The sequence below is a fragment of the Luteibacter sp. ME-Dv--P-043b genome, from assembly GCF_030209605.1.
Lineage (GTDB): Bacteria > Pseudomonadota > Gammaproteobacteria > Xanthomonadales > Rhodanobacteraceae > Luteibacter.
On record NZ_JARVRT010000007.1, the window covers coordinates 133,260 to 145,426 of the forward strand.

The 12,167-nt window shown below is 62.7% G+C and carries 15 protein-coding genes; 10 read left to right on the forward strand and 5 right to left on the reverse strand.

The window, feature by feature from the left end; all coding sequences use genetic code 11:
• Nucleotides 1–48: 48 nt before the first annotated feature.
• The 4 genes from QRN34_RS04585 to QRN34_RS04600 all read left to right on the forward strand — a co-directional run bounded on the left by QRN34_RS04585 (nt 49) and on the right by QRN34_RS04600 (nt 3,126).
• On the forward strand, nt 49–969 hold the full coding sequence (locus QRN34_RS04585; protein ID WP_285402408.1) for an AraC family transcriptional regulator: 921 nt from the start codon (nt 49–51) through the stop codon (nt 967–969).
• Between the two features lie 143 nt (nt 970–1,112).
• Nucleotides 1,113–1,436 (forward strand): hypothetical protein, encoded by a 324-nt coding sequence (locus QRN34_RS04590; RefSeq protein ID WP_285402410.1) that lies wholly within the window; start codon nt 1,113–1,115, stop codon nt 1,434–1,436.
• Nucleotides 1,412–1,786 (forward strand): hypothetical protein, encoded by a 375-nt coding sequence (locus tag QRN34_RS04595; RefSeq protein ID WP_345782890.1) that lies wholly within the window; start codon nt 1,412–1,414, stop codon nt 1,784–1,786. The genes QRN34_RS04590 and QRN34_RS04595 overlap by 25 nt, the downstream gene beginning before the upstream one ends.
• 449 nt (nt 1,787–2,235) lie before the next feature.
• Nucleotides 2,236–3,126, forward strand: a complete 891-nt coding sequence (locus tag QRN34_RS04600; RefSeq protein WP_285402414.1) for an MASE1 domain-containing protein — start codon at nt 2,236–2,238, stop codon at nt 3,124–3,126.
• A gap of 33 nt (nt 3,127–3,159) precedes the next feature.
• Here QRN34_RS04600 and QRN34_RS04605 read toward each other — a convergent pair whose 3' ends face one another.
• Nucleotides 3,160–3,603: a hypothetical protein gene (locus tag QRN34_RS04605; protein WP_285402416.1), complete on the reverse strand. Its 444-nt coding sequence runs from the start codon at nt 3,601–3,603 to the stop codon at nt 3,160–3,162.
• 98 nt (nt 3,604–3,701) lie between these two features.
• Between QRN34_RS04605 and QRN34_RS04610 the strand changes: the two genes are divergently transcribed.
• On the forward strand, nt 3,702–3,962 hold the full coding sequence (locus QRN34_RS04610; protein ID WP_285402418.1) for a hypothetical protein: 261 nt from the start codon (nt 3,702–3,704) through the stop codon (nt 3,960–3,962).
• Between the two features lie 399 nt (nt 3,963–4,361).
• A complete protein-coding gene (locus QRN34_RS04615; RefSeq protein WP_285402419.1) occupies nt 4,362–6,032 on the forward strand; it encodes a beta-lactamase family protein in 1,671 nt (556 codons plus the stop codon).
• 426 nt (nt 6,033–6,458) lie between these two features.
• Here QRN34_RS04615 and QRN34_RS04620 read toward each other — a convergent pair whose 3' ends face one another.
• Nucleotides 6,459–6,665, reverse strand: a complete 207-nt coding sequence (locus QRN34_RS04620; RefSeq protein WP_285402421.1) for a hypothetical protein — start codon at nt 6,663–6,665, stop codon at nt 6,459–6,461.
• A 57-nt stretch (nt 6,666–6,722) separates the two neighbouring features.
• Here QRN34_RS04620 and QRN34_RS04625 point away from each other — a divergent pair, with 57 nt between their 5' ends.
• From QRN34_RS04625 to QRN34_RS04640, 4 genes are all read left to right on the forward strand, one after another.
• Nucleotides 6,723–6,947: a hypothetical protein gene (locus QRN34_RS04625; protein ID WP_285402423.1), complete on the forward strand. Its 225-nt coding sequence runs from the start codon at nt 6,723–6,725 to the stop codon at nt 6,945–6,947.
• A 107-nt stretch (nt 6,948–7,054) separates the two neighbouring features.
• Entirely contained in the window at nt 7,055–7,399 is a 345-nt protein-coding gene (locus tag QRN34_RS04630; RefSeq protein WP_285402425.1) for a hypothetical protein, read from the forward strand.
• A 104-nt stretch (nt 7,400–7,503) separates the two neighbouring features.
• Complete coding sequence (locus QRN34_RS04635) at nt 7,504–7,884, forward strand: hypothetical protein (protein ID WP_285402427.1); 381 nt, start codon at nt 7,504–7,506, stop codon at nt 7,882–7,884.
• 125 nt (nt 7,885–8,009) lie between these two features.
• Entirely contained in the window at nt 8,010–8,297 is a 288-nt protein-coding gene (locus tag QRN34_RS04640) for a hypothetical protein (protein ID WP_285402429.1), read from the forward strand.
• A gap of 42 nt (nt 8,298–8,339) precedes the next feature.
• On the opposite strand, the gene QRN34_RS04645 is transcribed toward QRN34_RS04640, so the two are convergent.
• The 3 genes from QRN34_RS04645 to QRN34_RS04655 all read right to left on the reverse strand — a co-directional run bounded on the left by QRN34_RS04645 (nt 8,340) and on the right by QRN34_RS04655 (nt 12,039).
• Nucleotides 8,340–9,137, reverse strand: a complete 798-nt coding sequence (locus tag QRN34_RS04645; protein WP_285402431.1) for a hypothetical protein — start codon at nt 9,135–9,137, stop codon at nt 8,340–8,342.
• 76 nt (nt 9,138–9,213) lie between these two features.
• On the reverse strand, nt 9,214–10,881 hold the full coding sequence (locus QRN34_RS04650) for a methyl-accepting chemotaxis protein (RefSeq protein WP_285402433.1): 1,668 nt from the start codon (nt 10,879–10,881) through the stop codon (nt 9,214–9,216).
• Nucleotides 10,882–11,016: 135 nt separating this feature from the next.
• Nucleotides 11,017–12,039: an alginate lyase family protein gene (locus QRN34_RS04655; RefSeq protein WP_285402435.1), complete on the reverse strand. Its 1,023-nt coding sequence runs from the start codon at nt 12,037–12,039 to the stop codon at nt 11,017–11,019.
• Between the last annotated feature and the right edge of the window lie 128 nt (nt 12,040–12,167).

A 12,167-nucleotide genomic window follows, 5' to 3' on the forward strand; every position in this document is an offset into this window, starting at 1 on the left:
GCCAAACCCATGCTAGATGGTCGAAACATCTATCGCGATCGTCCAAACATGACCGACCCGCTTTCCGACATCCTCACGCTCGTTCAAATCAACTCGTACGGATTTCGCGGGTTGGACGCAGGGCGCGACTGGGGGCTTGATTTCCCGCCGGCAGAGGGCATTCGATGCTTCGCCATTGATGAGGGCACCTGCCAACTGGCCCTGCACGACGCCAGCCCCCCTCTTACCCTGGGCCCAGGCGATGTGGTTCTGGTGAAAGGGGGGTCCGCCATGCAGCTCTACGCAGGCGCTCCCATGATCTGGCAAGACGCCATCCCGGTCCTGACGAAGGTGCCACCTGGCCACGTCGCCGAACTGAATGGAGGCGGCTTCTGTCGAGGCATCGGCGGCTTCTTTTCTATACGCGGCCCACACGCCGCGGCCGTGCTTTCGGCGGTGCCAGCGGTGGTTCATATCGGCTCTCATGACCACAAAGCGGCGCTTCAGGCCAGCGTACGGCGTCTCGTCATCGAGCTGCGCGAACCTCGACCAGGAAGCGATCTTCTCGCTGGGCACCTGGCGCAGGCGCTCTTGATCGAAGCCTTGCGCGCGCACCTCGAGGCGGGGCACACGCAGAACGGGTGGCTGGCAGCACTCGGCGTGCCGCCGCTCGCCCGCGCCCTCACGGCGATGCACGGGAATATCTGCCACCGGTGGACGGTCGGAGAGCTGGCTTCCTCAGCGCGTATGTCGCGCTCCAGCTTTGCCGCCCATTTCGAACGAGTGACCGGCGAGACGCCCATGGACTATCTGACCCGGTGGCGCATGACACTGGCGTCGCATCGTCTGGTGACGTCCACCCTGTCCGTTGGGGCTATCGGCATGTCTGTGGGCTACGCGTCCGAAAGTGCATTCGCGGTTGCGTTCAAACGGACTTACGATGCTTCGCCCAGCCAATACCGCGCGCGATCGGCAGCCGCCAAGCCATGACCTTGTCGACGTTACGAGGCGTCCGCGGCTGTGACGACTGAAGCGATGCGATCCCGATAACCACACATGGCGCGATCGCGCGACGCGATCAAAGCGCTCGCTATATAGCCCTTATCGATCACTACAGATAGGGAGCTTGCTCGATGGCCCTCCTGCCCTTCCCGCGCATCGACGGCTTCGGCTCCGTGCACGGCGTTCCCACGCTTCCCCATGGTTTCGGCGATGTCTTCGAGAGCTACCGCATCCCCACCGGCGAGGTCGAACTCCACGCCGTCGTGGGTGGCGAGGGTCCGCCGCTGTTGCTTCTGGGCGGCTGGCCGCAGAACTGGTACCTATGGCGCGATGTGATGCTGCCGCTGGCCAGGAGTTTCACGCTGGTCGTCCCCGATCCCGCGGCCTCGGCATCTCCGACAAGCCCGATCGGGTCTACGACAAGGGAACGATCGGTCGCGACCTCTTCGGCTTGATGACAGCACTGGGGTGGGAACGGTTCGCCATGGTCGGGCATGACTGCGGCATGTGGGTCGGCTACGCCATGGCCGCGGACCAACCCGAACGAATCGCGCGCATCGCGTTGGGGGAGGCCATCATACCTGGCGTTGCCGTCTCGCCGCCGCTCATCCCCGACGAGCGCCCGCTCAACGATTTTCTGTGGCACAACAACTTCTGTCGCGTGCGCGCCGTGACGGAAGAGCTCGTGGTGGGGCGCGAGGACATCGTCTTCGACTTCGATCAAGGCGTTTTTGACGGGCGCCGATTGCCATTCGCCGATGCTGATCTGGACAGGCATCGCGGTGCCCTTTGTAGTTGTTATTAGTCACCCGGGCTGCCACGTCACGCAGCACGCCGTCCAGGCCATTGAAGACGATGAAGCGCTGCGAGCCATGATCAAGGACCAGTCCGTATGTGGCACCGGCTGATCGCAGTGTAAAACTCTCGGTATTTGTGGCCTGGAACATGGCCCACCCCATCGCGCCCTCGCCTTGGCCGGCTCACGTGATGCGTGGCCGGAGATGAGGAACTATCGCCTCGGGATCAACTTGGCGTCCCAAGGCAGCCGTGGCTTGACACCTGCAATATGCGATCATCCACACGCATAATCGGCAAACCTCTTCCATCGGCGAGCTGCCACGATCCAATTATTACCTGAACTCGTGGCATCCTTGATCGAATCAGTGAGGCGGACATGGACCACGGCAACAGACCTAGGGGATGGGTGTGAAGGGAAGCGCAGACGAACCACCCGATGAGCCTCGGACGTTTTGGTTGAAGGGCGGCCAACACCTCGCCATCGCCGCGGCCTATGCGGCCGTGTATGAGGTCGTCCGGCACGTCACGTTTCCGCACTGGTCACCCACCACCGGCTTGCGGCTGGCCTGCCTGTTCCTGCTCCCCCTTCGCTACTGGCCGGCGCTCGCACTGGGAGAGGCCTTGCCCACCATCGAGAACGCGTGGCTTGCTGCCGACGACCTCGGCATTCCGTGGGCCGTATCGGCTTCGGTGCCGATGATCGTGCCGTTCATGGCCGTCATGAAGCCGTTCCGCCTACGCTGGCGCCTTTACGACGACCGACGCCAGTTGCGGATGCCGCTGCTGTTGGGCGCGACTCTGGCGTGTGCACTGATCAGCGCCACCCTCTCCTGCACGACGTTGGCGACCACGATGCTCCGGACCCCGGATGCCTGGCCGCACCTGTCGCTCACGAACATGTTCTGGGCTTACACCCTGGGCCATTTTCTGGGTGGGCTCACGCTGACCCCGGTCATCCTGGCGCTGAACGAACGCGCACGGCAACTCCCCCGTGTCACCTGGGCGACGATCTGGCAGAGCCCCTTGCTGCGGGATGTGCTGCTGTGGGTTCCGGTGCTGGCGGCCCTCGTCATCCTGGCCATCACCACCGGCGACGACACGGTGCGGCAGGTCGCTCGGTTCGGGCTCATCTGGCCGGCCGTCGCCCTGGCGTGGCGCCACGGCTGGCACGGGACGGCCTTTGGCGGCTTCGCAGCCAGCGTAGCCCTGGCGATAACAGGCACGGCCTTCGTGGATCCGGTCATGCTGCGCGCCCAGGTCATCCTGGCACTGGTGCTGTCCGGCTTGTTGACCATCGGTGCCAAGGTGTCGCGGCCACTACCGACCGCGAACCTCGTCAAGCACTGAAGGCAAGGCGCCGCAACGAACGCCCTACGCGCTTCACTGTCCCTTATTGCTGCAGTTCTCCGGATGCGCCTGGCATTCGGACGGCGTCAGCATAAGCTGCATCGTGCCGTCCGGCTGCGGCGCCGCGTGAATCGTCATGCCATCGTCCTTGTAAACGGTTACGCCCGACGCAGCCGATGGTGGCGCTGCTGCGACGCTCCACCGGCTGGCGTCGGTGCCGATCGGCAACTCCAGCGTCTGACCGGCGATGTAGGCCACCGCACCTCGCACCGTGCCGTTGCCGTCATTGATCTGGACGTAGCGTACCCCTTGCTTATCGAACCGATACGCATGAAAACTAGGGCTGACGCTGACGTCGGGCGCATTCGGCCAAGCTTGGCCTAGCCCCGTAACAGGAGGCGGCGTTGTAGCGGCGGCAGCGCCCGCCATAAGGGTAGAAACGAAGGTCACCAGGGCATGTCGATGGAACAAGCGCATACGAACTCCTTTGCGGTGCGGTTGGGGAGAAGAAAACGCATCCGGGCGATGTGCTCGGTGCATGGGGACGGGAGGCCCACTTTCAGCAAGGAAGCCGCATGAAAGACGCCGATGCCTCCCCGTTGGCAGAAGTGCTCCACGAAGCGGACGCTCTCCGCCAGGCCGTGGTAGACCGTGACCTTGCAGAAGCTCGGCACCGGGCACGGATGATCGAAACGTTGGCCGCTATCTACGATCTGGATGCCGTTCGGAGCGCGGCCCATCGGTTGGAGGTGGATCTGGGTGGCCGGAGCTCGGAACAGCAACTCAAAAGCGCGTTGGAAACGTTGTCCCTGGCGCTGGATCAAGCGCTTGAGTGATGTGCGACTCTCGAGGCGGAGGCTTTGTATGCAACCCCTTGATCGAGGCACCGATCACCATGCTTGGGCGACAAACCGGTCGCGAGATTGCACCGATGGCTGAGGGCAGTGATCGCCAAGGAAATGATGGGTTTCATAGGGGTTTGCGTCGACGAAGGCGGGGAACTCAGTAAACCGCTGGTCCGTCTCACTTCTCGCGACTGGTGCCCGATATTTACAAGGCCGCATCGAGGCCAGACGGCCTGCCTATCTTTGTCCGCGTACAGACTACGGACGGACCGCGGACAGATCGCCGGCTTCTCGCATCAGCAAACGCCGCCTCTTAACCTGGCATGGAGCTTGCTGAAACGATGAGGCTCCCGGAGCACAGCGCACCGGGTATCGCCCAGGAATCAGCAGATGGAAATGACGTTTCAGTCTCGCCACACGCCATCGAGGCAACCTTTCAGAGGCAACCCGCTATTGAAGATGGACTACGGCAAGATGGCAGATACCACCGTGGTCAAGCACATCGCCGCGTCCCCTTTTATCAGGCGTTCGCCAGCACGTTCGCCAGACCCGAAAGAGATATTTTTCTCGAGGCGATCGTCCACGATGAAACGCTCGATTCTGTGTGCCTGCCTGTGCCTTGCACTCCCAGCGCATGCGCAATCTGTCGCGCCCGGGAACGGCTTGGAAACCTTTCTCAAGGACAAGATGCGCCAGGAGAACATCCCTGCCCTTCAAGTCGCTGTTGTCCGCCATGGCAAGATCGTCAAGACGGCCGCCTACGGAATCGCGAATGTCGAGAACAGCGTGCCCGCCTCGGATGAAAGCATCTTCTCGATCAACTCCTGCACCAAGGCGTTTACAGGTGTCGCGATCATGCAACTGGTGGAGGCCGGAAAACTCAAGCTGGACGATCCGATATCGTCATACCTTGACGACTTGCCGCCTGCCTGGAGCGCAATCACCGTCAGGCAGGTCCTCGCGCACGTTTCGGGATTGCCGAACATCATCGACGACAAGGAAGATCTGATCGGCGACGGTAGCGAGGCTTCTGCATGGGCTACCGTGAAGACGCTTCCCATGGAGTTCAAAACCGGCGAACGCTTCCGCTATAACCAGACCGGCTACGTCATCCTTGGCAAGATCATCGACAAGCTGAGTGGCGAACCCTTCGCCAAGTTCATCGAGGACGGGCAGTTCAAACCGGCCGGCATGGTCCATACCCGCTTTGGAGATTCGTCCGACGTTATTCCGCATTCGGCTGGCGGTTATTCCTACCTTCAAAACGTCAATGGCGTATGGAAGAAGAGCGACAGGCTCTCGGCGATCTACGTCTCGTTCGCCCCCTACTTCAGGACAGCCGCGGGGATCGTGTCGACATCGACCGATATTGCGAAGTGGTTGGTCGCACTTCAATCAGGCAAGCTGCTTAGGGACAAATCGAGCCTCGATGCGCTATGGACCTCCGTGGTTCTCAACGATGGCACCACCGGCGGAATGAGTGCGTTGCTAAACGGTTCAGGCCTGGGTTGGCCGGTGACGATGCGGGCTGAGCATCCCGCGGCAGGGCCCATTGGCGGCATGCGCTCGACCTTCTTCGTCTATCCCAAGGACGACCTCTCGGTGGTGATCCTGACCAATCTACAAGGCGCCGATCCCGAGAACTTCGCCGATGAAGTGGCCGCCTACTACATTCCAGACATGCATGCGTCCAATGGTTTCGGACTGTCGCCGACCCTCAAGACGTTGCGCGCCGCCTTGCTGGAACGGGGCTTCGAGCGTGCGCCACAAGTCGTCGCCGACCTCAAGGCAAAGGATCCTTCATTCCTGCCGAAAGAAGACGAGCTGAATGTTTGGGGATACAAGCTCCTGGAGCAAAAACAGCCCGAGCAATCAATCGCTATCCTTCGCCTGAATACCGTGCTTTTCGCTGATAGCTGGAACGCTTACGACAGTCTGGGCGAAATTCTTGAGGAAACTGGAGATCGAGCCGGGGCTATTAAAAACTATAGCCATTCGTTGCAGCTGAATCCCGGTAACCGCAATGCAGCCGAGCATCTTCGTAAACTGGGTGGCAACTGAAAGCCGCAAGGGTCTCCCGGCGGCGAGTGCATGGACGGTATTCGGCCAGGAGGGCGTAGCAACACGCACGCGCAGCTTCCTGACTCGTGCAGGCTGGTTCGCCATGCTGTACGGGTGAGACGTGCCGGCAGCAGCATTTCGCGTGCATCACACTGGACCGCCGCTCGAGCCGGACCGAAACGATGAATTATCGAACGTTGAGCAGCACCAGCAAGCCGATGCCCGCCGCGGTACTAATGCCTGACGTCACCAAGATCCACGTGCCATCGGGATCTCCCTCGCTACGCAGCCGCTTCATCATGGCCCACGCAGACGTGTCGGGAAGTTGCTCACGGACGTGCCGATAGTAGATCCGCCAACTGGCAAGACCCGATATAGCGAGGACCAGGGTCAATACCAAGTGGATCACATGGTAAGTAGCCGGATTCATAAAAGCGTGTTCGTCCGTGTCGCGAGGTGCCATGCATTAATGGTCATGCCGCTTTCACCGAACTTTCCAGCCCACTGGCGTTTTTGTGTCACCGCTGCCGCTGGGACAATTTGCCTCAATATATGGAAAATCTTTTTAAGTAGTATGGGTTTGTAGCGTGCCGCCTCTTTATTTGCATGGCGGCGCCCGAGGCGTTCTTCCAAGGGAGAATTCCTCACCTTAGATAGTGAAAAGCAACAGCCTGGAAACACACGAAAATCATGGACTGGGTTCCCATACTCTTCATTACGTTCAAGGTGCTGGTTTTTGGCACGGGCATGTTCCTGGCCATCAAGTGGCATTACGAACAAGGAAAGAAGGGAAAGCAGGCCGAGAGGCGCGCGGTGCTACGCAAGGTCGGCGCGGTAGCCGTCATCTTCGTGCTGTTGCTTGCGGGCCTGCTGCTCGCCACTTTCGCCGTTGCCAGGAAACTCGGTTTGACCTGACCTGACCTGACCTGACCTTCGGCGGCGAACGTCAACGTCTCGGCCGTGTCTTCGCGCGCCGAAGTACGATCGGCGATACCATGCACGCCTGCCTTGAGGAGACAGACGTGGAACGCATACTGGTGGTGGCCTACCGACCCAACGCTGGCAAGCGGGAAGAACTTCTGGCGTTCCTGGCGGCACAGCATCGAAGAGGCCGGGAGCTGGGCCTGCTGGACGACATTCGCCCGCTGTTGGGCGAGGGCACGCATGGCGAAATCGTTTACATCGTTACCCTGCGATCCGGGACGGACGTCGACCGACTGTGGGAAGACCCTGTGTTTCAGGATCTCGATGCGAGCATGTCCATGATTGCCCGCATGGTCCCCCTGCAGACCCTCGACGAAGCAGCCGCATCGTACATGGATATGGCATCCCTACCGGTTCATGGCGGCACCGATATACCCCGCTAGGCGGACGGTCGGTGCACCAGCGTGCCACCGCGCAGGGGTGTCCGAACCATTCCCATCCGCCTGACGATGGGTTACAACGTCGCCCTTCCCCGTTGCCGAGCATCATGAATACCGAGAGCCTTCCTCCCATCGCGGTAGTGATCGAACCGCGCGCCACACTGGCCGATACCGTCGCCGATGCCCTGCGGAAGCGCGGCTACGAGGTATATGTGGCATCGACGCACTCCGGGGGCGCCAAGGCCGTGATCGCCGATGCCCAGGTGGACTTCCTCATCGCCGCCGTGCCGGCACCGGGTGAGGATCGCAGCGGCGCCTACCTTGCCGATGCGAGGGCTCGAAACACGGCACTGAAAACGGTGGTCATGCTCTCGGATCCGCTGGAGGACGCTACGGACGCGCCCCTGGGCGCCATCAAGCTCGTCAAGCCATTCACCGTGAACATACTGGAAGAAGCCATCGAGCAGGCCATCAACATCGTCCTGTGAGTCCACCCTGGAGGGGATGCAGTCCACAGGAAACGATGCGCAAATTCCGGCCATACGCCGAAATTTGACGACTGCTTCGCAATCGCCATGTCAACTATGGGCTGTCGAAACGTAGGAAACGAGACATGGAGCGGATGGTGGGCGACTGGATACTCGAAACGACCGAAATGGCCGAAGGCGCCATTGCCATGAACCGTGCCCTGCTGGATGCCGATCTCCAGGAAGCACGCTTCCGGGCCAAGCTGCTCCAGTTTCAGGCGGTCGCCAGCGGGGACGAGACACTACAGAACGCCACGGGCCTGGTCGTCAGGTTGCTCGGCCCGCCGGGTTCCGCGCCGGGCTGGGGTTGCGGCGCCGCGATGCTGGCCGTGAGCACCCGCCTGGGCGACCGACTGGCAGAGCACGTGGCCTGATGCTATCCGGTGCCATCGCGCATCGCGGTCCCGGATGCGCCGTTATTCCCGGTGTTTGTCGAGCCATTCGACAATACGTGACACCACGTCCTGCTCGATACCGTAGTAACCATGCGGCGTCAGCGAACCGCACGCCTTGCCGGATTTAGCCGTCCCACCTGCCACATCCAGCACGCGAACGTCGGGGCTGGCGGACATGGCCGCAGCAATCTTCGGAGCAGCATCGGGGGGCGCCACGTCGCAACGATCGTCACGGTTGGCGACCACCAGCGCGGGAACCCGCACATCCTGCGGATCGGCGCTGAACACCGTTTCGCCACTGCCGCCCATCACGGACACGGACTCGGTCAGCACGACACCTGACACGCTGCCGCGCTTCGCATGGGCCGCCCCGTTCATGGCGGCGATCGAACCCTGGCTGGTGCCCAGGAGAAACACCGGCCCACCCAGGTTCTTCTGCGCGAAGGCGACAAGGTCGGCGACCAGACCAGCGTATCGGGGCGAACTGCGCATGCCGCGCAGGTTGGCACGATCCACGGTATCCGGAATGACCACCGAATAGCCACGGCTCGTCCACAGCGCGCGCGTGCGGACGACGAAGTTGTGGTCGTGACGCAGGTCGCCATCGCCCTCCAGACCCACGTCACCCGCGCCACCGGGGAACATGACGATCGTTCCCTTGGGGTGCTCGGCCTTAGAGGTCAACACGCGCTGTGTCTGACCGGTGGACAGCCGCAGGTTCGCCACCATGTCATCGGCCCGCACGGGGCCGGACAAGGCGGCGATGGCGAGGCACGCCGCGGCTAGCAGCGATGCCGTGGAAGTCTTGAAGTCGGTCATGTCTCGGTCCACCCGTGTACGGGCCATCCCCCATTCTGCGCCCGTGAGACTTTCCCGTGGCTTGCTGCCCCAGGGCTCAGAACTCGCGCCACATGGCATCCGCCGGCAGGGCGGCCACGGTTGCGCTCGCGCGTTGCGGCGACGGTGCGATGGCGACGGCAACGGGGATCCGCTTGCCCTCGCCTTCCGCCTGGCTGGCCCGCGTCGTCTCGTTGGCAAAGCGGAAGACGGCCACCTGTTTCATCAACGCGTCGGCCAGTTCACTGGCCTGCTGGCTGGCCGCACTCGCCTCTTCGACCAGGGCCGCGTTTTGTTGCGTGACCGAGTCGAGATCGGTGACGGCCTGGTTGACCTGGTCGATACCGGCTGCCTGCTCCGCGTTGGCGGCAGCAATTTCACCGATGAAGGTAGCGACCTTGACGGCACCCGACTCCATCTCGGCCAGTGCCTGCGCCGTGCGCGTCACCAGGGCGACGCCTTCACTGACCCGGTCGCTGCTCGTGGCGATCAGCGACTTGATGTCCTTGGCCGCCACGGCGCTTTGCTGGGCAAGGCGACGCACTTCGGCCGCCACGACCGAGAAGCCCCGGCCGTGGTCGCCGGCGCGTGCTGCCTCGACGGCGGCATTGAGCGCGAGCAGGTTGGTCTGGAACGCGATCTCGTCGATGACGGCGACGATCCCTTCGATCTTTCCGCTCGCGACGCTCGCACGATCCATCGCACTGCTCGTCTCGCCGGCCAGCACGCGCGTGGACACCGCTTTCTCCGTCAGCACCTGGGCAAGGTTGCGCGCCGCCGAAGCGCTGGTGGCGTTCTGCCGCACCGAGGCCGTCATCTCCTCCATGGACGCAGCCGTTTCCTCGAGCGACGACGCCTGCTCCTGGGTCCGCGACGAAAGCTCGTCGTTACCGGCGGCAATGTCCCTGGCGGCGTGACTGACCTGCTGGGCGTTGTCCCTGACCGTCCGGACGATGCCGGCCAGGGTCGTGTCCATGGTAGCCAGCGACCGCAGCGTGTCGCTGACCTCGTCCCTGCCCTGCACGTCCAGCTCGTGGCCCAGCTCACCCTCGCTGATGCGGCTGGCCAGCTCACGGGCTCGGACCAGGGGACCCATGACGGACCGCGCAAGCAACACGCCGGCAACGATCAGGACGATGAGCGAGGCGATGACCACGACGGTCACCGCCGTCATGACCGCGTGTTCCCTGCGAGCGGCCGTCGCATACGCTTCGGCCGCAGCGTCGATGTTGATCTTGACGATGGCATCGATCGCCTTGGACTCCTCTCCGAACGCCGGCCCCATCGTTCCCAGCATGAAGTCGACGGCGGCCGTGTGTTGTCCGGCGGCCATGAGCGGTTCGAGCTTGTCCTTGAGGACACGGGCCCGGGATCGTGCCGCGATGAATGCCCTGGCAGCGACGTCCTCGGCGGGCGAGCTCACCATGGCCGGGTAGTAGTGTGACCAGGCCGCATCCATCTTTCGCACCGCTTCCGCGTTGGCCGCCTGTTCTTCCGTCACCGCCTCGACCGTGCCTTTGAGCAGCGCACGGTTCAGCCCGGTGCGCGTTTCATTGAACAGGTTCCGGACGGTTGCCACATCGACAATGGGCAGAAGCGAGGTCTGGTAGATCGCGTTGAGCTGGAGGTCGGTCTCGCGCAGTGCATAGAGACCGCCGGCACCCAGCCCGAAAGCGACGAGGACGGCAACGCTGACGAGCAGGACGATACGCTGGCGAATGGTCATGAAGAGGGTCGGCTCCTAAAGGTTTCCCCCTTAACGGCGACGCCGCATACCGCTGAAGACAATTCGTTTAAATTGGCAATATCGATTTATTTGAAGTTCAATCTAACGTAAGCCCGGTGAAAGGTATCGTTCATCCTACCGTCGGCAGGGAAGCGCATAGGCCCACAACCATCGCGGCGGCTCTGGCGCAAGTTTTTGCGCCACATCCGCGTAGCGTGTGTCCAGCAAGCTGGCCGACCAGTACAGCGCACGAGCGTTGCCTGTATCCCACGACCCGGAGAAACCCGGAAGCCCCGCCTTGGCGCGCGCGGCATCGAACTTCACCGACGAATGCACGAACTCTTCGTGGCTGCGCTTCCCTTCCGCATACGGCAGCAGCCAGTCGAGTCCGGCCGCGAGCGTCTGTCCGTCATGGCCGGGCAAGCGCAACCAATCCTCACCGCGCGAGCGCGCGGCCACCGCTGCCAGGGTCAAGGGCTCCAGGTCATAGGTGACGTAATGCAGCGCATCGCGCTCGGCGAAATCGATGACTTCCCCACCCGGCTTCATGTTGATCGACAGCTGCCGGACGAAGGCCGCACGCGCACGCGCGAAAAGCGCATCGTCGTTCACCGCCACAGCCGCCAGCACAGCCAGCTTCACGCGATGGCTCTGCCAGTTGTTGCTCCAGATACCATGCGGATCGCCCACGTGCGTATCCATCTGGTCCAGGTAGCCGCTGCCGAGGCGACGAATGAAATCGCGGGTTTGGCGGGCGACATCGGCGGGAAGATCGGGTGCGGTCAATCGGTACGCGGCGATGAGATGACCCAGGCCGGTCTCGTCGATCGGATCGAACGATGGCCGGTACACGCGTGTCCATGCGTCGAGATACGTCGCCAGTCGATCCAGCGAGGCACGATCCCGCGTGTTACGCCACGCCAGGGCAAGATCGAGCATGTAGCCGAAGTCGCGCACGGCGGCGGCGGAGGCGTCGTGGATGCCGGTGTGCGGCAGCGTGCCCTCGGTATGGATCACCGGCATGGCCTGCGGCCTGTCCGCCGGCGCGGCGGCAACCGCGTGCGCCAGGGATGCCGCGGAAGGCGGTGGCGCGGCAAGGCACAGGGCGGGGCTGGACGTGGCAGCGGTAGCGGTAGCGAGCAACAAGGCAGCGATCATGGCCGGAAACCTTACATGTCATTGATACGGGACACGGAAGCTGCAAGGAGTACCGGCCGGCCCCTTTCATCCCCCTTACGTCAGCACCATGCGCGGCACGCAAAAAGCCGCAGGCGCGTCGAGTAGAC